We start from the raw sequence: 18,163 nt of genomic DNA on the forward strand, positions 1-18,163 counted from the left end.
TGAATATCAGTGGGGTTTTGTAGGGAATTAGTGTATCTTTGCACCCCGTTTAGAGTAAAAATTGTTTAATACAATATATTTAAATTTTATGCCAACAATTCATCAGTTAGTTAAAAAAGGACGAAACAAGCAGGTGGAGACAAGTAAATCACCAGCTTTGAACGCATGTCCTCAAAGACGAGGCGTGTGTGTGAGGGTGTATACTACTACACCAAAGAAGCCTAACTCAGCCATGAGAAAGGTAGCGAGGGTGCGTTTGACCAACGGAAAAGAGGTGAATGCCTACATTCCGGGTGAAGGACACAATTTGCAGGAGCACTCCATTGTATTAGTACGCGGTGGTCGTGTGAAAGACCTTCCGGGTGTGCGTTATCACTTAGTGCGTGGCGCATTGGATGCATCAGGAGTTGACGGACGTACGCAGCGTCGTTCGAAGTATGGTACTAAGCGACCAAAAGCTGCTAAGAAGTAATTAAAGACATTGTGAAGTGCGTTGTTTACTTGGTTAGTTAACTGGATGAGTAAATACCTGAGTATTGAAGCCCGCGAATTGACAGCCAAGAGATAACAAAGTAAACAAAAGAGAGATGAGAAAAAGTAAACCAAAAAAGAGGATCCTTCTACCGGATCCAAAGTTCAACGATCAAACGGTAACACAGTTTGTGAATAACATGATGTTGGACGGTAAAAAGTCAATCGCTTTCAAAATCTTTTACGATGCTATGGATCGTGTAGCTGAAAAAGCTGAGAAAGAAGGAAAGCCAGTATTGGAGTTTTTCAAAAAAGCACTTGAGAATATTACTCCTTCGGTGGAGGTAAAAAGCCGTCGTGTTGGTGGTGCAACTTTTCAGGTTCCAACTGAAATTCGTCCTGCCCGAAAAGTATCTATCGGCATGAAGCACTTGATTTTGTACGCTCGTAAGCGTAGCGGAAAATCAATGGCAGAAAAATTGTCTGCTGAAATTGTTGCTGCATATAATTTAGAAGGTGCTGCCTTCAAGAAGAAAGAAGACATGCATAAGATGGCGGAAGCCAACCGTGCTTTTGCTCACTTCAGATTTTAATCAAAATATTTAAGAAATTATTGTCATGGGAAAGGCAGATCTTAATAAAACCAGAAACATCGGTATCATGGCGCACATCGATGCCGGTAAAACAACGACTACTGAGCGTATCTTGTTTTACACCGGTATCACGCACAAAATTGGTGAGACGCACGATGGTTCTGCTACAATGGACTGGATGGAGCAAGAGCAGGAGCGTGGTATTACTATTACCTCAGCCGCTGTTACTACCAACTGGATCTACGAAGGTGTAGAAAACAAAATTAACATCATTGACACCCCCGGTCACGTTGACTTTACTGTTGAGGTAGAGCGTTCATTGCGTATTCTGGATGGTGCCGTTGCACTGTTTTGTGCGGTAGGTGGTGTTGAGCCCCAGTCAGAAACTGTTTGGCGTCAGGCCAACAAATATAATGTACCCCGTATCGGTTTCGTGAATAAAATGGACCGTTCAGGTGCCAACTTCTTCGAGGTGGTGCGTCAGGTGCGCGAAATGTTGGGTGCTAACCCGGTGCCAATGGTTATTCCTATTGGTGCTGAAGAAAGTTTCGAAGGGGTTGTAGACCTGATCGAAAACAAAGCCATCATCTGGACCGAAGATGATAAGCTGGGTTCTACTTTCGAATATATTGATATACCTGAGAACCTGAAAGACGAGGCCGAAGAGTGGCGTGGTAAGTTGGTGGAGGCTGTTGCTGAGCACGACGATGCCCTTATGGAGCGTTTCTTCGAGGACCCGGATTCAATTACGCGTGAAGAGCTGTTAGCTGTTATTCGTAAGGCTACCATCGCTCAGACTATTACGCCTATGTTCTGCGGTTCATCATTTAAGAACAAAGGAGTACAGCGTTTGTTGGACGCCGTAATTCAGTTCCTGCCATCGCCAAGTGATATTGGTACTATCGAGGGAATTAACCCAAAGACAGATGAGCCGGTTGTTTACAAGATGGATGAGGACGAGCCTTTATCAGCACTTGCCTTTAAAATCGCAACCGATCCTTTCGTAGGTCGTCTGTGTTTTATGCGTGTGTATTCAGGTAAGATTGATGCCGGTTCGTATGTGCTAAATACACGTACCAACAAAAAAGAGCGTATCTCACGTTTGTATCAGATGAAATCCAACAAGCAGTTGCCCCGCGAGGTGATTGGTGCTGGTGATATCTGTGCTGGTGTTGGTTTCAAAGATATTCGTACGGGTGATACATTGTGTGATGAGAAGCACCCAATCGTATTGGAGTCAATGGAATTCCCTGAGCCTGTAATCGGTGTTGCCGTTGAGCCATTGTCGCAAAAAGACATGGATAAATTAGGTACTGCACTGGGTAAATTGGCCGAAGAGGATCCAACTTTTAAAGTAGCTACTAACGAAGAAACAGGTCAGACTGTAATTTCTGGTATGGGTGAGCTTCACCTGGAAGTACTGATTGATCGTTTGAAGCGTGAGTTTAAAGTAGAGTGTAACCAGGGTCAGCCTCAGGTAACCTACAAAGAAACCATTACGCAAGAAGTTGAGCTGCGCGAAGTATTTAAGAAGCAGTCCGGTGGTCGCGGTAAGTTTGCCGATATTCAGTTCCGTATGGGTCCTGCTGAAGAAGGTAAAACAGGTCTTCAGTTCGAAAGTACTATCAAGGGTGGTAACATTCCAAAAGAATTCATCCCATCTATCGAGAAGGGTTTCAAAGAGGCCATGTTGAATGGTGTACTTTGTGGTAGCGAAGTAGAAGCCTTGAAAGTAGAAGTATTTGATGGTTCATTCCACGCTGTCGATTCAGACCAGTTGTCATTTGAGATTTGTGCCCGTCAGGGATTCAAATCAGCCTCTGCACAAGCTAAGCCTCAGTTATTGGAGCCTATCATGCGTGTAGAAGTGGTTACTCCTGAAGAGTACATGGGTGATATCATCGGTGACTTCAACAAGCGTCGTGGCCAGGTAGAAGGTATGGAATCAAAAGCTGGTGCCCGCGTGGTGAAGGCCAAGGTGCCATTGGCTGAGATGTTCGGTTATGTAACCTCGTTACGTACTATTTCATCGGGTCGCGCTACTTCATCAATGGAGTTCTTAGAGTACGCTGCAGTACCGCGTCAGATCGCCATTGAAGTAGTAAAAGAAGCAAAAGGAAAAGTAGAATTATTATAAGAATTAGTGTTCTCCACTATGAGTCAGAAAATCAGAATAAAACTTAAATCTTACGATCACAACTTGGTTGACAAATCAGCTGAGAAGATTGTAAAGACAGTTAAGAGCACTGGTGCAGTAGTTAGCGGTCCTATACCGCTTCCTACTCACAAGCGTATCTTCACTGTGTTGCGCTCCACATTTGTGAACAAGAAATCACGTGAGCAGTTTCAATTATCATCGTACAAGCGATTGATCGATATCTATAGCTCAACAGCTAAAACGATCGATGCTTTGATGAAGCTTGAATTGCCAAGTGGTGTAGAAGTAGAAATTAAAGTGTGATAATCTTAAATGTTTAAACAATGCCAGGACTAATTGGAAAAAAAATCGGAATGACATCCGTTTTCAGTGCCGATGGAAAAAATGTTCCATGCACTGTTATCGAAGCAGGCCCTTGCGTAGTGACACAGGTTAAAACTGTGGAAACTGATGGCTACGAGGCTGTACAGTTGGCGTTTGACGACAAGAAAGAGAAAAGCACAACGCAACCTGAGGCAGGCCACTTTAAAAAGGCCGGTGCCACACCAAAGCGTAAAGTTGTCGAGTTCCACGAATTCGAAAACGAATTGAAGCTAGGTGAAGAGGTTGATGTTAAGCTTTTCGAAGAAAACTCTTTTGTTGATATTACAGGTATCTCAAAAGGTAAAGGTTTTCAAGGTGTCGTAAAGCGTTACAACTTTAGAGGTGTGGGTGACGCTACCCACGGTCAGCATAACCGCTTACGCGCTCCTGGATCTATTGGTGCTGCATCCTACCCTGCAAGGGTTTTTAAAGGTATGCGCATGGCAGGTCGTACAGGTGGCGATAGGGTGAAAGTTGAAAACCTTAAAGTGATTAAAGTAATTCCTGAGAACAACCTTATTTTGGTTAAAGGTTCTGTTCCGGGAGCAAAAGGCTCATATCTAATTATTGAAAAGTAATGGAACTGAACGTATTAACAATTGAAGGAAAAGAAACCGGCAGAAAGGTAAATCTACCTGAAGCGGTGTTCGGAATTGAGCCCAGCGACCATGCCATTTACTTGGATGTAAAACAATACTTGGCCAATAATCGTCAAGGGACTCATAAGTCGAAAGAACGTGCTGAAATTACGGGTTCAACTCGTAAAATCAAAAAGCAAAAAGGTACTGGTACAGCTCGTGCCGGTAGCATCAAGTCTCCTGTGTTCGTTGGTGGTGGCCGTGCATTCGGTCCTCGTCCACGTAACTACCGTTTTAAGTTGAATAAAAAACTTAAGCAGTTAGCGCGTAAATCTGCATTAGCTTACAAGGCGCAGCAGCAAACGATTACAATTTTGGAAGATTTCAACTTTGAAGCCCCCAAAACAAAAGAGTATGCCGCTATGATTGCCAATCTGAAAATGAACGGTCAGCGTTCATTGTTAGTATTGAAAGAAGCTAATGATAACATCTACCGTTCAGCCCGCAACATTCAGCGTGCAGAGGTAGTAACATTATCTGATCTGAATACTTACGACATCATGAAGGCCAAAAACCTGGTGTTGGTTGAAAGTTCAGTAGAAGAATTCGGAAAACTGTTTAACGCATAAGGAGGCTCGTCATGAAAGTTATTATTAAACCGATTGTAACCGAAAAGATGACAGAACTGGGTGAGAAGTTGAACCGCTTCGCATTCGTCGTTGATAAGGGCGCTAATAAGCTTCAGATCAAAGACGCAGTGGAAGCGTTGTATAACGTAAGCGTAGAGTCTGTCAATACAATGGTATACGCGGGTAAGCAAAAGTCGCGTTACACAAAGAGTGGAGTTATTGTTGGTAGAACAAATTCCTTCAAAAAGGCGGTTGTTACGCTGGCAGAAGGTGATACTATTGATTTTTATAGCAATATCTGATAAAAATGGCAGTAAGAAAACTAAAGCCCACAACACCGGGGCAGAGACACAAAATTATTGGTGCGTTTGATACGATTACATCAGCGACACCAGAAAAGTCACTATTGAGGCCATTAAAGAAGTCCGGAGGTAGAAATAACTCTGGTAAAATGACCGTTAGAAATATCGGTGGTGGTCACAAGAGGAGATACAGGGTAATCGATTTTAAGCGTAATAAAGACGGTGTTAACGCAACAGTTGAGTCAATTCAGTACGATCCAAACCGGAGTGCTCGTATTGCTTTGCTAGCTTACGCTGATGGAGAAAAAAGGTACATTCTTGCACCTAATGGGTTGCAGGTAGGTCAGGCGATTGCATCAGGACCAGGGGTTGCTCCTGAGATTGGTAATAGCTTGCCTTTGAGCGAGATTCCTTTAGGTTCCATTATTCACAACATCGAATTGCGTCCGGGCCAGGGAGGTACAATGGCACGTAGTGCCGGTACGTTCGCACAATTGGCTGCTCGTGAAGGAAAATACGCGGTTGTTAAGTTGCCTTCAGGCGAAACAAGAATGGTATTGGTTACTTGTCGTGCTACCTTAGGGGCCGTAGGTAACTCAGACCACGCTCTTGAGCGTTCAGGAAAAGCTGGACGTAGCCGCTGGTTAGGTCGTCGTCCACGCGTACGTGGTGTGGCCATGAACCCAGTTGATCACCCAATGGGTGGTGGTGAAGGTCGTTCATCAGGAGGACACCCAAGATCTCGTACAGGGGTATTGGCGAAAGGTTATAAGACCCGTCATCCGAAGAAGGCTTCTAATCAATACATCATTGAAAGAAGAAAAAAATAACCGGTTAATTTAAACGAATTATGAGCAGATCATTAAAAAAAGGCCCATTTATCGACTTTAAACTGGAAAAGAAAGTTCTGGCACAGAACGAGTCAGGTAAGAAATCAGTGATAAAAACTTGGGCACGTGCGTCTATGATTTCTCCGGAATTTGTAGGACACACCATTGCTGTACACAACGGCAATAAGTTTATCCCGGTTTATGTTACTGAAAATATGGTAGGACACAAATTAGGCGAATTTGCCCCTACGCGTACTTATCGCGGTCATGGTGGTAACAAGAAAAGGTAATTTGCCTGCCAATATTTAAATTCTTTAAACAGTAAAAAATGGGTGCAAGAAAAAGAATAAGAGCTGAAAAAATAAAGGAAGCCAAGAAGACTGATTGCTTCGCAAAGCTTCGTAATGTACCGACTTCACCGCGGAAGATGCGCCTTGTTGCCGACATGATCCGAGGTAAAGAGGTGAACCTGGCTCTGGATATGCTGAAATTCTCATCGAAAGAAGCTTCCAGACGGGTTGAGAAACTGTTGCTTTCTGCTATCGCTAATTGGAAAGAAAAGAACGAAGGTGTTCGCATCGAAGACGCTAACCTTTATGTGAGTGAGATCGCGGTTGATTCCGGCCGTATCCTGAAACGCTTACGTCCGGCCCCACAGGGTCGTGCGCACCGTATCAGAAAGCGTTCTAACCACGTAACGTTGCGCGTTGCAAGCAAAGTAGTATCAAGTGAAACACAAGAAAACTAATAGCTAGATGGGACAAAAAGTTAATCCAATTAGTAACAGGTTAGGAATCATCAAAGGATGGGATTCTAACTGGTATGGAGGAAAGAACTATGGCGATAAGCTATTAGAAGACTCCAAAATCAGAAAGTACCTCAATGCACGTTTAGCTAAAGCCAGTATTTCTCGTATCATTATCGAGCGTACTTTGAAACTGGTAACCATTACCGTTTTCACTGCACGTCCCGGTATCATCATTGGTAAGGGAGGTTCTGAAGTAGATAAACTCAAAGAGGAGCTGAAGAAAATTACCGACAAAGAGGTGCAAATTAACATCTTTGAGGTAAAACGACCAGAGTTGGACGCTATTATCGTAGCGAAAAACATCGCTCGTCAGGTGGAAGGACGTATCGCATATCGTCGCGCCATTAAAATGGCTATCGCTTCTACCATGCGTATGGGTGCTGAAGGTATTAAAATTCAGATTTCCGGACGTTTGAACGGCGCAGAGATGGCCCGTAGCGAAATGTATAAAGAAGGCCGTACGCCTCTGCATACATTGCGTGCCAATATCGACTACGCACAAGAGGAGGCCCTTACAAAAATGGGTCTGATCGGTATCAAAGTTTGGATCTGTAAAGGTGAAATTTACGGCAAGCCCGATTTGTCACCTGCTTTCAACACCAAAGAAAAAGGTGGTGGAAACCGCGGAGGCGGTAGAGGTCCGAGAAGAAGAAATAATAAGAAGTAATTCTCCTTTCACACTAATTGATTAGGAACGATGTTACAACCAAAGAAAGTAAAATTTAGAAGAAGGCAGAAAGGCCGGATGAAGGGCGAAGCTCAACGTGGGCAAGAACTAGCATTCGGATCTTTCGGAATCAAAGCCTTACAGAGTAAATGGATTACAGGTCGTCAGATTGAAGCTGCCCGTGTTGCGGTGACCCGTTACATGCAGCGTCAGGGACAGATCTGGATTAGAATATTTCCAGACAAACCGATTACTAAGAAGCCAGCCGAAGTACGTATGGGTAAAGGTAAAGGTAGTCCGGAAGGATTTGTGGCCCCTGTTACTCCAGGACGCATCATTTTAGAATGCGAAGGAGTACCTTACGAAGTAGCCAAAGAAGCACTGCGCCTTGCCGCTCAGAAGCTTCCGGTAACTACGAAATTCGTTGTGAGAAGAGACTATGTTGAATCAACAAATGCTTAAGGACATGAAAGTAGAAGAAATCAAAGAATTAAGTGTTAGCGAAATCGCAGAGCGTATTGAAAACGAAACAGCTGCCCTGCAGCAGTTAGAGTTGAACCATGCGACATCGCCATTGGAAAACCCAATGCAGATAAGACATACTCGAAGAAACATTGCGCGCTTGAAGACCCTTTTGAGTCAAAAGCAACAAACTGAAAAATAATTTAGGAGATGGATAGAAATCTTAGAAAAGAGCGTACAGGTGTTGTGGCCAGTAACAAGATGGATAAGTCTATCGTTGTTGCGGTAGAGGTTCGCGAAAAGCACCCCATCTACGGTAAGTTCGTGAAAAAGACCAAAAAGTTTCACGCGCACGATGAAGACAACACATGCAATATTGGGGATACCGTGAAAATCATGGAAACACGCCCCTTGAGCAAGACGAAACGTTGGAGATTAGTTGAAATTCTAGAAAGAGCTAAGTAATCATGATACAACAAGAATCTAGACTTGCAGTTGCTGATAACAGTGGAGCCAAAGAAGTATTATGTATTCGTGTTCTGGGTGGAACGCGGAAACGTTATGCTGGAGTAGGCGATCGTATCGTGGTAACTGTAAAAAGCGCAACGCCGAGCGGGGAACTGAAAAAGGGAACCGTTACCAAGGCCGTAGTAGTGCGCACTAAAAAAGAAGTTAGACGTCAAGATGGTTCCTACATCCGCTTTGATGAAAATGCTTGCGTTCTGTTGAACCAGGCCGGAGAAATGAGAGGAACACGTATTTTTGGCCCCGTAGCACGTGAGGTGCGTGAAGGGTATATGAAGATCGTATCCTTGGCGCCTGAAGTACTTTAATCATCAAAGAGATTAGAACAATGGGTAAATTGCATATTAAAAAAGGCGACATCGTAATTGTAAATGCCGGTGTCAACAAAGGCCAGGAAGGCAAGGTACTGGAAGTATTCCCTGCTAAACAACGTGCCATTGTTGAAGGTGTTAACATGGTGAGCAAGCACACTAAGCCTAATGCTGAAAGTCCGCAAGGAGGTATAGTTAAGAAAGAAGCTCCTATTCACATTTCAAATCTGAATGTGAAAGATCCTTCAACCGGCAAGGCCACACGTATTGGTCGTAAGTTGAATGACGATGGTAAACTGGTTCGAATTGCAAAAAAATCAGGGGAGGAGATCAAGTAATGAGTTATACACCGAGTTTAAGAACACAGTATAAGGAAGAGATTGTACCGAGCCTGATGAAAGAATTTGGGTTCACCTCAATCATGCAGGTTCCTAAGTTAGAGAAGATCGTTATCAATCAGGGTCTGGGTTCGGCTACTGCCGACAAGAAAATGATCGAAAACGCACTAAAGGAACTGACGACGATCACCGGCCAAAAGGCTGTGGCTACTCTTTCGAAGAAAGATATTTCAAACTTTAAGCTTCGTAAGAAAATGCCTATCGGGGTACGTGTAACACTGCGTCGCGAGAACATGTATGAATTTTTGGAGCGTTTGATTCGTGTGGCTTTGCCCCGTATCCGCGACTTCAAAGGTATCAACAGCAAGCTCGACGGCCGTGGAAACTATACCTTAGGTATTGAAGAACAAATCATTTTTCCCGAAATAAATATCGACAATGTGTCTAAGATATTGGGTATGAATATTACCTTTGTGACCTCGGGAAAAACCGATGAGGAGGCTTTTGCGCTGTTAAAAGCGTTTGGCTTACCATTTAAAAACGTGAAAAAGAACTAGTTATATGGCAAAGGAATCAATGAAAGCCCGCGAGGTAAAAAGGGCTAAGCTGGTTGCCAAATACGCTGAAAAACGTGCCAGACTAAAAGAAGAAGGTGATTATGTAGCTTTACAAAAGTTGCCTAAGAACGCTTCACCAGTACGCATGCACAACCGTTGCAAGATAACCGGACGTCCGAAAGGTTATATGCGACAGTTTGGCCTTTCAAGGATTCAGTTCCGCGAAATGGCATCGGCTGGTTTAATACCTGGTGTTAAAAAAGCAAGTTGGTAAGAGTGTTAAATATTGTCCCGGTATTCTAGTAATGCCGGGATCAATTTAATCTTTATAAAATGACAGATCCAATAGCAGATTTCCTGACACGAATCAGGAACGCCATTATGGCGGGTCATAGGGTTGTTGAGGTTCCGGCTTCCAACCTTAAGAGAGAGATGACCAAAATTCTTTTCGAGAAAGGGTACATCTTGAATTACAAATTCATCGATGATGACAAGCAAGGCATCGTGAAGATCGCACTGAAGTACGATCCGCAAACGAAAACGCCCGCCATCAAAGCACTGAAGCGTGTTAGTACACCTGGTTTACGATCGTATGCCGGGTATCGTAGCTTACCACGTGTGCTGAACGGCCTGGGTGTAGCTATCGTGTCAACATCGCGCGGTGTAATGACAGATAAAGAAGCCCGAGTACAGAAGATTGGTGGTGAAGTATTGTGTTACGTTTATTAAAAAGGAAGAATTATGTCAAGAATTGGAAAAGCACCGATTAGCATACCTTCAGGAGTGAACGTAACGGTAAAAGACAATACCGTGACAGTGAAAGGCCCAAAAGGCGAATTGTCGCAAGCGATTCACCCTGAGATGGAAGTGAAAGTAGAGGATGGAGTACTTACTGTAATTCGTCCTAACGAAGAAAAAGAAATTCGTGCCCAACACGGATTGTACCGCTCGTTGATCAACAACATGGTGGTAGGAGTTTCAGAAGGTTACAAGCAACAACTCGAGTTGGTAGGTGTGGGTTACCGTGCCACTAACCAGGGTCAGTTACTGGAGTTAGCATTGGGATATTCACACCCTGTGCACTTTATGTTACCGACTGAAATAAAAGTGGAAGCTGTTACTGACAGAAAAAGCAATCCTATTATTACACTTGAATCAGCAGATAAGCAATTGCTTGGCCAGGTTTGTGCCAAGATTAGGTCGCTACGCAAGCCTGAGCCTTACAAAGGAAAAGGTATTCGCTTTAAGGGTGAAGAAGTTCGTCGTAAGGCCGGTAAATCTGCTAAAGTTTAATCTGAATTAAATTAGGAATTATGGCTTTTTCGAAAATAGAGAGAAGACGGAAAATTAAGATGCGCGTTCGCAAGAATATCAGCGGAACCGCAGAACGTCCAAGAATGTCAGTGTTTAGAAGCAACAAGCAAATTTCTGTGCAGCTAATCGATGATTTGACCGGTAAAACACTGGCCGCTTCATCATCTTTAATCAAAGATATTGCTGAGCAGAAAGGTACCAAGTCAGAAGTGGCTGCACTGGTAGGTAAGAACATTGCCGAAGCAGCACAGAAAGCAGGTATCAGCACAGTTGTGTTCGATAGAAATGGATACCTTTATCATGGTAGAGTTAAACAATTAGCCGACGCTGCACGTGAAGCAGGGCTTAAATTCTAACAAACAATGGCTGGAAATAACAAAAGAATCAGAAACAATAACGATCTGGAATTAAAAGATCGTTTGGTTGCTATCAACAGGGTAACTAAAGTAACCAAGGGTGGTAGAACCTTTAGTTTTTCTGCCATTGTAGTGGTTGGAAACGAGAACGGCGTTGTTGGCTGGGGCCTTGGTAAAGCAGGCGAAGTAACAACAGCGATTGCCAAAGGTGTTGAAGCTGCCAAAAAGAATCTAGTTAAAGTACCTGTTATCAACGGTACTATTCCTCATGAGCAATATGCACGTTATGGCGGTGCCAGCGTGTTTATGAAGCCTGCCTCACACGGTACCGGAGTGGTAGCGGGTGGTGCGATGCGTGCCGTAATGGATAGTGTTGGTGTGACCGACGTTTTGGCGAAGTCAAAAGGTTCATCAAACCCACACAACCTTGTGAAGGCAACCATCACAGCGCTTACTGAATTGCGTGATGCAGCAACTATTGCTGCACAGCGAGGCGTTACAATGGATAAAGTTTTTAACGGATAAATAAGGACAACATGGCTAAGATAAAAGTAACTCAGGTTAAGAGTAAAATCGGGGCCACTGCAAGGCAAAAAAACACCTTGGCTGCCCTTGGGCTGAAGAAGCTTCAGCAAACCGTTGAACATGAAGCCACACCTCAAATTGAAGGAATGGTTCAAAAAGTACTGCACCTGGTGTCAGTAGAAAGATAATTTGGTCGAACGAATTAGAGGAAATTAATATGAATTTAAATAACTTAAGACCTGCAAAAGGTTCGGTAAAGACCTCAAAACGTATCGGTCGTGGACAAGGATCCGGTCGCGGTGGAACTGCTACTCGCGGACATAAAGGAGCTAAGTCACGTTCGGGTTACTCACGTAAATTCGGTTTTGAGGGCGGACAGATGCCTTTGCAGCGACGTGTTCCTAAATTCGGATTCAAAAACATTAACCGCGTTGAGTACAAGGCTGTAAACATTGAAATGTTGCAGGCTATCGTCGACAAAAATGAGGTGACTGTTATTGATCCTGAAGTTTTAAGACAAGCCGGTTTAGTTAGCAAGAATGACTTGGTAAAGATTTTAGGTAATGGTGAGCTGAAAGCCAAATTGGAAGTAAAAGCCCACGCATTTTCTGCATCTGCCACTAAAGCTATTGAAGCTGCTGAAGGAACCGTAGTAAAACTGTAATTGAATGAAACTATTCGAAACCATCCGCAACATCTGGAAAATTGAGGATCTGAAATCCAGAATTACAACAACCCTGGGCCTGTTATTGATTTATCGATTGGGCTCTTTTGTCGTACTCCCTGGTATTGATCCTACGCAACTAAGCGCGCTTAAAAGTCAAACAAGGGACGGGGTATTGGGCCTGCTCGATATGTTCTCAGGAGGAGCGTTTTCTAACGCATCCATCTTTGCATTGGGTATTATGCCTTACATCTCTGCCTCCATCGTTATTCAATTGATGGGCATTGCCGTACCTTATTTTCAACGTCTTCAAAGGGAAGGTGAAAGTGGACGTAGAAAAATCAATCAGATAACTCGTTATCTGACCGTATTGATTTTGGTGGTACAAGCGCCGGGTTACTTAACAAACCTATTTAATCAGTTGCCAGACGCGGCTTTTGTAGCTACTGGTTGGTCGTTTACTGTTACTAGCACAATCATTCTTACCGCAGGAACAATGTTCGTAATGTGGTTGGGTGAGCGTATTACCGATAAAGGTATTGGTAACGGTATTTCGCTAATCATCATGATTGGTATTATAGCTCGCTTACCGCAATCGTTGTTTGCCGAGTTTATATCACGCATGGAAGCTGCTAGTGGAAGCGGTGGTTTGGTAATGTTGCTAATTGAGTTTGTTGTGTTGTTCTTCGTATTTGCCGGAACAATCGCTTTGGTACAGGGTACCCGTCGTATTCCTGTGCAGTATGCCAAGCGAATTGTGGGTAACAAGCAATACGGAGGTGTTCGCCAATACATTCCCTTAAAAGTGAATGCAGCGGGTGTGATGCCAATCATTTTTGCCCAGGCTATTATGTTCATACCTGTAACATTTGCAGGTTTTGTCGATAGCGAAACGGCAACAGGATTTGCTAGCATATTTGCTAACTTTACGGGTGTATGGTACAATGTTATTTTCGCCTTGATGATTATCGCTTTCACCTATTTTTATACTGCTATTACCATTAATCCAACGCAAATGGCGGAGGATATGAAGCGTAATGGTGGATTTATTCCGGGTGTTAAGCCGGGCAAGAAAACGGTAGAATTCTTAGACTCTGTGATGTCGAAAATTACTCTGCCGGGTTCTGTATTTCTTGCATTGGTTGCTATTTTGCCTGCCTTTGCAATGATGGCCGGTGTTGACCAGGGATTTGCTCAGTTCTATGGAGGTACTTCGTTACTGATTTTGGTAGGTGTGGTACTCGATACGCTGCAGCAAGTTGAAAGTCACTTGTTGATGCGTCATTACGATGGATTAACAAAGTCCGGGCGCATAATGGGCAGATCCGGAGGTGGAGCTGCGATATATTAATTGAGGAACGATCATAAGTATGATTTATTTAAAGACTGACGAAGAGATTGAGTTGATGCGTATTAGTAACCTTTTGGTTGCAAAAACGCTGGGTGAAGTTGCGAAGGCTATTAAGCCCGGAGTTTCTACGTTAGAGCTGGACAAAATAGCGGAGGCCTTCATTAGAGATAATGGAGGTACTCCTGCCTTTTTAAACTATCAGGGCTTCCCGAATAGTTTATGCACCTCTGTTAATGAGCAGGTGGTTCATGGAATCCCTAACGATACGCCTTTGCAGGAAGGCGATGTAGTATCGGTAGATTGTGGTGTTTTATTAAACGATTTCTATGGTGACTCGGCCTACACTTTCCCGATTGGTGAAGTAGCCCCCGAGGTAAAGGCCTTGTTGGAGGCCACCAAGGCATCGTTGTACAAAGGCATTGAACAAGCCATCGATAATAATCGTTTGGGTGATGTAGGGCATGCCATTCAGAGCTACACCGAAGAGCGTGGCTACTCAGTAGTGCGCGAAATGGTGGGACATGGAATCGGTAGAAACCTACATGAGGCACCCGAAGTGGCCAATTACGGACGCCGCGGGAATGGTACCAAATTAAAGTCGGGCATGGTAATTGCCATCGAGCCAATGATCAATCTTGGCAAACGGCAAATCGTGCAGGAAGACGATGGCTGGACCATCAGAACCATCGACAAAAAGGTATCGGCTCATTATGAACACACTGTAGCAGTAAGAAAAGGCGAAGCTGATATACTTTCTAGTTTTAAATTTGTAGAAGAAGTGTTACATTTGCAGTCTGAAAAATAAAAAGTTACAAGAATTATGGCGAAACAAGCCTCGATAGAACAAGACGGAACAATCATTGAAGCCTTATCCAATGCCATGTTTAGAGTGGAATTGGAAAACGGACACATCATTACTGCACATATCTCGGGTAAGATGCGTATGCACTATATCAAGATTTTACCGGGAGATAGGGTGAAGGTAGAGATGTCGCCGTATGATTTGACAAAGGGAAGAATTTCCTATAGATACAAATAATAAAGTGACCGATCATGAAGGTTAGAGCATCTGTAAAGAAAAGAAGTGCCGAATGCAAAATCGTAAAACGCAAAGGGCGCTTGTACGTGATTAATAAAAAGAATCCAAAGTTTAAACAACGTCAAGGATAAATTATAAGATTATGGCAAGGATTGCTGGAGTTGATATACCCTCGAACAAACGAGGAGAAATCGCTTTAACTTATATCTTCGGAATAGGTAGAAGCAGAGCACAAGAGATTCTTCAGAATGTTGGCGTTGACGCTAATATCAAAGTATCAGACTGGACCGACGAGCAGATTAAAGCGGTACGTGATAATATTTCTGACAATTTTAAGATTGAAGGAGAGTTACGTTCTGAAGTTCAATTGAACATCAAACGCTTGATGGACATCGGTTGTTACCGTGGTATTCGTCACCGTATTGGTTTACCCCTACGCGGACAGTGCACCAAGAACAACGCTCGTACACGTAAAGGTAAGAAGAAGACTGTTGCAAATAAAAAGAAAGCCACTAAATAATAAGTAAGATATGGCAAAGAAGTCAGGATCTCAAAAAAAGAGAGTTGTTAAGGTGGAGGCTGTTGGACAGGCTAATATCCATTCGTCTTTCAATAACATTATCGTATCGTTGGCCAATCAGAATGGCCAGGTGATTTCTTGGTCTAGTGCAGGTAAAATGGGTTTCCGTGGTTCTAAAAAGAACACGCCTTACGCTGCGCAGATGGCTGCTACTGATTGTTCAAAAGTAGCCTTCGATCTAGGACTGAGAAAGGTAAAAGTGTATGTGAAAGGACCGGGTAATGGTCGTGAGTCGGCTATTCGATCAATCCACGCTGCGGGTATTGAGGTAACTGAAATTGTTGACGTTACACCACTACCACACAATGGTTGTCGTCCTCCAAAAAGAAGACGAGTTTAATTACTCGACTAGTTATTAACCATAGATTTTTGATGGCAAATTTTGAATACGAATTGGTTATATGATTATTTCTCCTCTCTATAATCTAGCGGCTGCCATATTCAATATTTAAAATCAAAAATTTAAAGTCAAAAATTTAGAAGAATGGCTAGATATATTGGTCCAAAAACACGAATCGCCCGTAAATTCGGTGAGGCGATTTATGGTCCGGATAAGAATTTCGAAAGAAGAAATTTCCCTCCCGGACAACATGGTAATAACCGCAGACGTAAGACTAGTGAATACGGTTTGCAGTTAAAAGAAAAGCAAAAAGCTAAGTACACTTACGGAGTGTTGGAAAAGCAGTTCCGTAACCTGTTTAAGAAAGCTTCACGAAGCAAAGGTATTACAGGTGAGGTGTTACTTGGTCTTCTGGAATCTCGTTTGGATAACGTTGTTTATCGTATGGGAATTGCTCCAACAAGAGCAGCTGCAAGACAGCTTGTATCGCACCGTCACATTACAGTGGATGGGCAAATCGTAAACATTGCTTCCTATCAGGTGAAAGCCGATCAGGTAGTAGCTGTTCGCGAAAAGTCAAAATCGCTTGAAGTTATTTCAACTGCATTGGCTAATACAGGTGTGCATAAATATTCCTGGATAGAATGGGACCAAGATTCATTTGCAGGTAAATTCTTAAATGTACCTGAAAGAAGTGATATTCCTGAAAATATTAAAGAGCAGTTGATAGTTGAATTGTATTCTAAATAATTAATTCTTATGGCAATATTAGCATTCCAAAAACCAGATAAAGTAATTATGCTGGAGGCCGACGAAAAATTCGGCAAATTTGAATTTCGTCCGCTTGAACCAGGGTATGGTATTACCGTTGGAAATGCCTTAAGAAGAATATTGTTGTCCTCGTTAGAGGGATACGCAATTACCACTGTCAAGATCGAAGGTGTAGATCATGAATTCACCAGCATCCCTGGTGTGCTTAATGATGTCACCGAAATCGTTCTTAATCTTAAGCAGGTACGCTTCAAAAACCTGGTAGAAGACACTGATCAGGAAACTGTGACGGTTAGTATATCGGGTAAAGAAGAATTTACAGCCGGCGATTTGAACCAGTTTATGACCGGTTTTGAGGTGCTAAACCCTGAATTGGTTATTGCTAAGATGAACGCGGAAGTAAATCTGCAAATGGTGTTGACCATTGAGAAAGGAAGAGGTTATGTTCCTTCCGAGGAAAATAAACCAGCTGAGGCAGAATTTGGGTTAATTGCTATCGATTCAATCTTTACACCTATTCGCAACGTTAAGTATGCGATCGAAAACTATCGTGTTGAGCAAAAAACCGACTACGAAAAGTTAGTATTAGAAATTGAATCGGATGGTTCAATCCATCCTAAAGATGCATTGAAAGAAGCTGCTAAAATATTGATTTATCACTTTATGCTGTTCTCTGATGAGAAGATTACACTCGACTCAGATGAGAAGTTCGGTAATGAAGAATTTGATGAAGAAGTATTGCATATGCGTCAGCTTCTGAAGACAAAGCTGGTTGACATGGACTTATCAGTACGTGCGCTTAACTGTTTGAAAGCTGCCGATGTGGAAACATTGGGTGAGCTGGTTACTTTTAATCGTAACGATCTGTTGAAGTTCCGTAACTTCGGTAAGAAGTCACTGACTGAGCTGGATGATCTCCTGCTTAACATGGGACTTACTTTCGGAATGGATACCGCAAAGTATAAATTAGACAAGGAATAATAGCGATGAGACATAGAAAGAAATTTAATCATTTAGGTCGTAAGAGCGCCCATCGCAAAGCGATGTTGGCGAACATGGCTTCCTCATTGATTCTTCACAAACGAATCAAGACAACGGTGGCCAAGGCCAAAGCGCTGCGTATGTACGTTGAGCCGCTTATCACAAAAACTAAAGGTCTGGATACTGTGGAGGCTAAAATGCACGCTCACAGAACCGTATTTTCAGTTCTTAAAGATAAGTACGCCGTTAAGGAGTTGTTCGAAGAGGTAGCCGGAAAGGTTGCTGACCGTCCGGGAGGATACACACGTATTTTGAAGTTAGGTAACCGTATTGGTGATAACGCTGAGATGTGTTTGATCGAATTGGTGGACTATAACGAAAATATGCTGGAAACCAAGAAGTCCTCTTCAGCTGGTAAAAGAACACGACGCGGACGTAGAAAATCAACTGCTGAAAAGGCCGTTGCAGAAACACCTGCTCAGGAGCAGGCTTCTGAAACTACGGATGCTGACTCAAAAGAATAAATCATGGATAAAAAAGGAAAGACTTTCGTTTTTCCTTTTTTTTCTTGAAATTGCTTTGAAAGGGGATAATGAGTTAGGTGCATTATCCTTTTTTTTTGATTAATAATCAATACAATAAACAAATAT

33 protein-coding genes are annotated in these 18,163 nt (G+C 42.9%); all 33 read left to right on the forward strand.

The genetic code is table 11. From position 1 onward, the window contains the following. The first annotated feature begins 88 nt into the window (after nt 1-88). A complete protein-coding gene (gene rpsL / locus ACRD7A_RS10825) occupies nt 89-472 on the forward strand; it encodes a 30S ribosomal protein S12 (RefSeq protein WP_430812438.1) in 384 nt (127 codons plus the stop codon). Nucleotides 473-587: 115 nt separating this feature from the next. Further along, nucleotides 588-1,064 (forward strand): 30S ribosomal protein S7, encoded by a 477-nt coding sequence (gene rpsG, locus ACRD7A_RS10830; protein WP_430812439.1) that lies wholly within the window; start codon nt 588-590, stop codon nt 1,062-1,064. Nucleotides 1,065-1,089: 25 nt separating this feature from the next. Next, on the forward strand, nt 1,090-3,201 hold the full coding sequence (fusA, locus tag ACRD7A_RS10835; RefSeq protein ID WP_430812440.1) for an elongation factor G: 2,112 nt from the start codon (nt 1,090-1,092) through the stop codon (nt 3,199-3,201). Nucleotides 3,202-3,219: 18 nt separating this feature from the next. Next, a complete protein-coding gene (rpsJ, locus tag ACRD7A_RS10840; RefSeq protein ID WP_130642659.1) occupies nt 3,220-3,525 on the forward strand; it encodes a 30S ribosomal protein S10 in 306 nt (101 codons plus the stop codon). 20 nt (nt 3,526-3,545) lie between these two features. Then, complete coding sequence (gene rplC, locus ACRD7A_RS10845) at nt 3,546-4,163, forward strand: 50S ribosomal protein L3 (protein WP_430812441.1); 618 nt, start codon at nt 3,546-3,548, stop codon at nt 4,161-4,163. After that, a complete protein-coding gene (gene rplD, locus ACRD7A_RS10850; RefSeq protein ID WP_430812442.1) occupies nt 4,163-4,792 on the forward strand; it encodes a 50S ribosomal protein L4 in 630 nt (209 codons plus the stop codon). The genes rplC and rplD overlap by 1 nt, the downstream gene beginning before the upstream one ends. Before the next feature lie 11 nt (nt 4,793-4,803). After that, a complete protein-coding gene (gene rplW / locus ACRD7A_RS10855; RefSeq protein WP_430812443.1) occupies nt 4,804-5,094 on the forward strand; it encodes a 50S ribosomal protein L23 in 291 nt (96 codons plus the stop codon). Between the two features lie 5 nt (nt 5,095-5,099). Next, nucleotides 5,100-5,924, forward strand: coding sequence for a 50S ribosomal protein L2 (gene rplB / locus ACRD7A_RS10860; protein ID WP_430812444.1), 825 nt, complete (start codon nt 5,100-5,102; stop codon nt 5,922-5,924). 20 nt (nt 5,925-5,944) lie between these two features. Then, nucleotides 5,945-6,214, forward strand: a complete 270-nt coding sequence (gene rpsS, locus ACRD7A_RS10865; RefSeq protein ID WP_212191482.1) for a 30S ribosomal protein S19 — start codon at nt 5,945-5,947, stop codon at nt 6,212-6,214. A 38-nt stretch (nt 6,215-6,252) separates the two neighbouring features. Continuing rightward, nucleotides 6,253-6,672, forward strand: coding sequence for a 50S ribosomal protein L22 (gene rplV / locus ACRD7A_RS10870; protein ID WP_430812445.1), 420 nt, complete (start codon nt 6,253-6,255; stop codon nt 6,670-6,672). A 7-nt stretch (nt 6,673-6,679) separates the two neighbouring features. Further along, a complete protein-coding gene (rpsC, locus tag ACRD7A_RS10875) occupies nt 6,680-7,399 on the forward strand; it encodes a 30S ribosomal protein S3 (protein WP_200465994.1) in 720 nt (239 codons plus the stop codon). A gap of 30 nt (nt 7,400-7,429) precedes the next feature. After that, entirely contained in the window at nt 7,430-7,861 is a 432-nt protein-coding gene (gene rplP, locus ACRD7A_RS10880) for a 50S ribosomal protein L16 (RefSeq protein WP_430812446.1), read from the forward strand. Between the two features lie 4 nt (nt 7,862-7,865). Continuing rightward, nucleotides 7,866-8,063: a 50S ribosomal protein L29 gene (rpmC, locus tag ACRD7A_RS10885; protein WP_430812447.1), complete on the forward strand. Its 198-nt coding sequence runs from the start codon at nt 7,866-7,868 to the stop codon at nt 8,061-8,063. A gap of 8 nt (nt 8,064-8,071) precedes the next feature. Further along, a complete protein-coding gene (rpsQ, locus tag ACRD7A_RS10890) occupies nt 8,072-8,326 on the forward strand; it encodes a 30S ribosomal protein S17 (RefSeq protein WP_430812448.1) in 255 nt (84 codons plus the stop codon). 2 nt (nt 8,327-8,328) lie between these two features. Beyond that, nucleotides 8,329-8,694: a 50S ribosomal protein L14 gene (rplN, locus tag ACRD7A_RS10895; RefSeq protein WP_430812449.1), complete on the forward strand. Its 366-nt coding sequence runs from the start codon at nt 8,329-8,331 to the stop codon at nt 8,692-8,694. A gap of 20 nt (nt 8,695-8,714) precedes the next feature. Beyond that, nucleotides 8,715-9,035 carry a 50S ribosomal protein L24 gene (gene rplX / locus ACRD7A_RS10900; protein WP_430812450.1) on the forward strand — a complete coding sequence of 107 codons (321 nt, stop codon included), beginning with the start codon at nt 8,715-8,717 and terminating at the stop codon, nt 9,033-9,035. After that, nucleotides 9,035-9,592 carry a 50S ribosomal protein L5 gene (gene rplE, locus ACRD7A_RS10905; RefSeq protein WP_430812451.1) on the forward strand — a complete coding sequence of 186 codons (558 nt, stop codon included), beginning with the start codon at nt 9,035-9,037 and terminating at the stop codon, nt 9,590-9,592. The genes rplX and rplE overlap by 1 nt, the downstream gene beginning before the upstream one ends. 4 nt (nt 9,593-9,596) lie before the next feature. Then, entirely contained in the window at nt 9,597-9,866 is a 270-nt protein-coding gene (gene rpsN, locus ACRD7A_RS10910) for a 30S ribosomal protein S14 (RefSeq protein WP_430812452.1), read from the forward strand. A 59-nt stretch (nt 9,867-9,925) separates the two neighbouring features. Further along, nucleotides 9,926-10,321, forward strand: a complete 396-nt coding sequence (rpsH, locus tag ACRD7A_RS10915; protein WP_430812453.1) for a 30S ribosomal protein S8 — start codon at nt 9,926-9,928, stop codon at nt 10,319-10,321. Between the two features lie 12 nt (nt 10,322-10,333). Beyond that, complete coding sequence (gene rplF, locus ACRD7A_RS10920) at nt 10,334-10,885, forward strand: 50S ribosomal protein L6 (RefSeq protein ID WP_430812454.1); 552 nt, start codon at nt 10,334-10,336, stop codon at nt 10,883-10,885. A 20-nt stretch (nt 10,886-10,905) separates the two neighbouring features. After that, nucleotides 10,906-11,262: a 50S ribosomal protein L18 gene (gene rplR / locus ACRD7A_RS10925; RefSeq protein WP_430812455.1), complete on the forward strand. Its 357-nt coding sequence runs from the start codon at nt 10,906-10,908 to the stop codon at nt 11,260-11,262. Between the two features lie 6 nt (nt 11,263-11,268). Next, nucleotides 11,269-11,787 carry a 30S ribosomal protein S5 gene (gene rpsE / locus ACRD7A_RS10930; RefSeq protein ID WP_430812456.1) on the forward strand — a complete coding sequence of 173 codons (519 nt, stop codon included), beginning with the start codon at nt 11,269-11,271 and terminating at the stop codon, nt 11,785-11,787. Between the two features lie 11 nt (nt 11,788-11,798). After that, nucleotides 11,799-11,975 carry a 50S ribosomal protein L30 gene (gene rpmD / locus ACRD7A_RS10935; RefSeq protein WP_262325237.1) on the forward strand — a complete coding sequence of 59 codons (177 nt, stop codon included), beginning with the start codon at nt 11,799-11,801 and terminating at the stop codon, nt 11,973-11,975. A gap of 29 nt (nt 11,976-12,004) precedes the next feature. Further along, entirely contained in the window at nt 12,005-12,451 is a 447-nt protein-coding gene (gene rplO, locus ACRD7A_RS10940; protein WP_430812457.1) for a 50S ribosomal protein L15, read from the forward strand. Between the two features lie 4 nt (nt 12,452-12,455). Continuing rightward, complete coding sequence (gene secY, locus ACRD7A_RS10945) at nt 12,456-13,802, forward strand: preprotein translocase subunit SecY (protein WP_430812458.1); 1,347 nt, start codon at nt 12,456-12,458, stop codon at nt 13,800-13,802. Between the two features lie 19 nt (nt 13,803-13,821). Further along, nucleotides 13,822-14,607: a type I methionyl aminopeptidase gene (map, locus tag ACRD7A_RS10950; protein ID WP_430812459.1), complete on the forward strand. Its 786-nt coding sequence runs from the start codon at nt 13,822-13,824 to the stop codon at nt 14,605-14,607. A gap of 15 nt (nt 14,608-14,622) precedes the next feature. Beyond that, nucleotides 14,623-14,841, forward strand: coding sequence for a translation initiation factor IF-1 (infA, locus tag ACRD7A_RS10955; RefSeq protein WP_010416614.1), 219 nt, complete (start codon nt 14,623-14,625; stop codon nt 14,839-14,841). 14 nt (nt 14,842-14,855) lie between these two features. Then, entirely contained in the window at nt 14,856-14,972 is a 117-nt protein-coding gene (gene ykgO, locus ACRD7A_RS10960) for a type B 50S ribosomal protein L36 (protein ID WP_212191465.1), read from the forward strand. Nucleotides 14,973-14,983: 11 nt separating this feature from the next. After that, the gene (gene rpsM, locus ACRD7A_RS10965; protein WP_430812460.1) at nt 14,984-15,361 is read left to right on the forward strand and encodes a 30S ribosomal protein S13; all 378 of its coding nucleotides are present in this window, start codon (nt 14,984-14,986) and stop codon (nt 15,359-15,361) included. 10 nt (nt 15,362-15,371) lie between these two features. Continuing rightward, a complete protein-coding gene (gene rpsK, locus ACRD7A_RS10970) occupies nt 15,372-15,761 on the forward strand; it encodes a 30S ribosomal protein S11 (protein WP_430812461.1) in 390 nt (129 codons plus the stop codon). Between the two features lie 144 nt (nt 15,762-15,905). Then, a complete protein-coding gene (rpsD, locus tag ACRD7A_RS10975; protein WP_430812462.1) occupies nt 15,906-16,511 on the forward strand; it encodes a 30S ribosomal protein S4 in 606 nt (201 codons plus the stop codon). 9 nt (nt 16,512-16,520) lie between these two features. Then, complete coding sequence (locus ACRD7A_RS10980; protein WP_430812463.1) at nt 16,521-17,513, forward strand: DNA-directed RNA polymerase subunit alpha; 993 nt, start codon at nt 16,521-16,523, stop codon at nt 17,511-17,513. A gap of 5 nt (nt 17,514-17,518) precedes the next feature. Continuing rightward, complete coding sequence (rplQ, locus tag ACRD7A_RS10985; protein WP_430812464.1) at nt 17,519-18,037, forward strand: 50S ribosomal protein L17; 519 nt, start codon at nt 17,519-17,521, stop codon at nt 18,035-18,037. Nucleotides 18,038-18,163 lie beyond the last annotated feature (126 nt).

Source organism: Carboxylicivirga longa, from assembly GCF_050589825.1.
Lineage (GTDB): Bacteria > Bacteroidota > Bacteroidia > Bacteroidales > Marinilabiliaceae > Carboxylicivirga > Carboxylicivirga longa.

Bases quoted from the DNA above. Each gene is read 5' to 3' on its own strand.
- rpsL (WP_430812438.1), top strand. From the start codon at position 89: ATGCCAACAATTCATCAGTTAGTTAAAAAAGGACGAAACAAGCAGGTG.
- rpsG (WP_430812439.1), top strand. From the start codon at position 588: ATGAGAAAAAGTAAACCAAAAAAGAGGATCCTTCTACCGGATCCAAAG.
- fusA (WP_430812440.1), top strand. From the start codon at position 1,090: ATGGGAAAGGCAGATCTTAATAAAACCAGAAACATCGGTATCATGGCG.
- rpsJ (WP_130642659.1), top strand. From the start codon at position 3,220: ATGAGTCAGAAAATCAGAATAAAACTTAAATCTTACGATCACAACTTG.
- rplC (WP_430812441.1), top strand. From the start codon at position 3,546: ATGCCAGGACTAATTGGAAAAAAAATCGGAATGACATCCGTTTTCAGT.
- rplD (WP_430812442.1), top strand. From the start codon at position 4,163: ATGGAACTGAACGTATTAACAATTGAAGGAAAAGAAACCGGCAGAAAG.
- rplW (WP_430812443.1), top strand. From the start codon at position 4,804: ATGAAAGTTATTATTAAACCGATTGTAACCGAAAAGATGACAGAACTG.
- rplB (WP_430812444.1), top strand. From the start codon at position 5,100: ATGGCAGTAAGAAAACTAAAGCCCACAACACCGGGGCAGAGACACAAA.
- rpsS (WP_212191482.1), top strand. From the start codon at position 5,945: ATGAGCAGATCATTAAAAAAAGGCCCATTTATCGACTTTAAACTGGAA.
- rplV (WP_430812445.1), top strand. From the start codon at position 6,253: ATGGGTGCAAGAAAAAGAATAAGAGCTGAAAAAATAAAGGAAGCCAAG.
- rpsC (WP_200465994.1), top strand. From the start codon at position 6,680: ATGGGACAAAAAGTTAATCCAATTAGTAACAGGTTAGGAATCATCAAA.
- rplP (WP_430812446.1), top strand. From the start codon at position 7,430: ATGTTACAACCAAAGAAAGTAAAATTTAGAAGAAGGCAGAAAGGCCGG.
- rpmC (WP_430812447.1), top strand. From the start codon at position 7,866: ATGAAAGTAGAAGAAATCAAAGAATTAAGTGTTAGCGAAATCGCAGAG.
- rpsQ (WP_430812448.1), top strand. From the start codon at position 8,072: ATGGATAGAAATCTTAGAAAAGAGCGTACAGGTGTTGTGGCCAGTAAC.
- rplN (WP_430812449.1), top strand. From the start codon at position 8,329: ATGATACAACAAGAATCTAGACTTGCAGTTGCTGATAACAGTGGAGCC.
- rplX (WP_430812450.1), top strand. From the start codon at position 8,715: ATGGGTAAATTGCATATTAAAAAAGGCGACATCGTAATTGTAAATGCC.
- rplE (WP_430812451.1), top strand. From the start codon at position 9,035: ATGAGTTATACACCGAGTTTAAGAACACAGTATAAGGAAGAGATTGTA.
- rpsN (WP_430812452.1), top strand. From the start codon at position 9,597: ATGGCAAAGGAATCAATGAAAGCCCGCGAGGTAAAAAGGGCTAAGCTG.
- rpsH (WP_430812453.1), top strand. From the start codon at position 9,926: ATGACAGATCCAATAGCAGATTTCCTGACACGAATCAGGAACGCCATT.
- rplF (WP_430812454.1), top strand. From the start codon at position 10,334: ATGTCAAGAATTGGAAAAGCACCGATTAGCATACCTTCAGGAGTGAAC.
- rplR (WP_430812455.1), top strand. From the start codon at position 10,906: ATGGCTTTTTCGAAAATAGAGAGAAGACGGAAAATTAAGATGCGCGTT.
- rpsE (WP_430812456.1), top strand. From the start codon at position 11,269: ATGGCTGGAAATAACAAAAGAATCAGAAACAATAACGATCTGGAATTA.
- rpmD (WP_262325237.1), top strand. From the start codon at position 11,799: ATGGCTAAGATAAAAGTAACTCAGGTTAAGAGTAAAATCGGGGCCACT.
- rplO (WP_430812457.1), top strand. From the start codon at position 12,005: ATGAATTTAAATAACTTAAGACCTGCAAAAGGTTCGGTAAAGACCTCA.
- secY (WP_430812458.1), top strand. From the start codon at position 12,456: ATGAAACTATTCGAAACCATCCGCAACATCTGGAAAATTGAGGATCTG.
- map (WP_430812459.1), top strand. From the start codon at position 13,822: ATGATTTATTTAAAGACTGACGAAGAGATTGAGTTGATGCGTATTAGT.
- infA (WP_010416614.1), top strand. From the start codon at position 14,623: ATGGCGAAACAAGCCTCGATAGAACAAGACGGAACAATCATTGAAGCC.
- ykgO (WP_212191465.1), top strand. From the start codon at position 14,856: ATGAAGGTTAGAGCATCTGTAAAGAAAAGAAGTGCCGAATGCAAAATC.
- rpsM (WP_430812460.1), top strand. From the start codon at position 14,984: ATGGCAAGGATTGCTGGAGTTGATATACCCTCGAACAAACGAGGAGAA.
- rpsK (WP_430812461.1), top strand. From the start codon at position 15,372: ATGGCAAAGAAGTCAGGATCTCAAAAAAAGAGAGTTGTTAAGGTGGAG.
- rpsD (WP_430812462.1), top strand. From the start codon at position 15,906: ATGGCTAGATATATTGGTCCAAAAACACGAATCGCCCGTAAATTCGGT.
- ACRD7A_RS10980 (WP_430812463.1), top strand. From the start codon at position 16,521: ATGGCAATATTAGCATTCCAAAAACCAGATAAAGTAATTATGCTGGAG.
- rplQ (WP_430812464.1), top strand. From the start codon at position 17,519: ATGAGACATAGAAAGAAATTTAATCATTTAGGTCGTAAGAGCGCCCAT.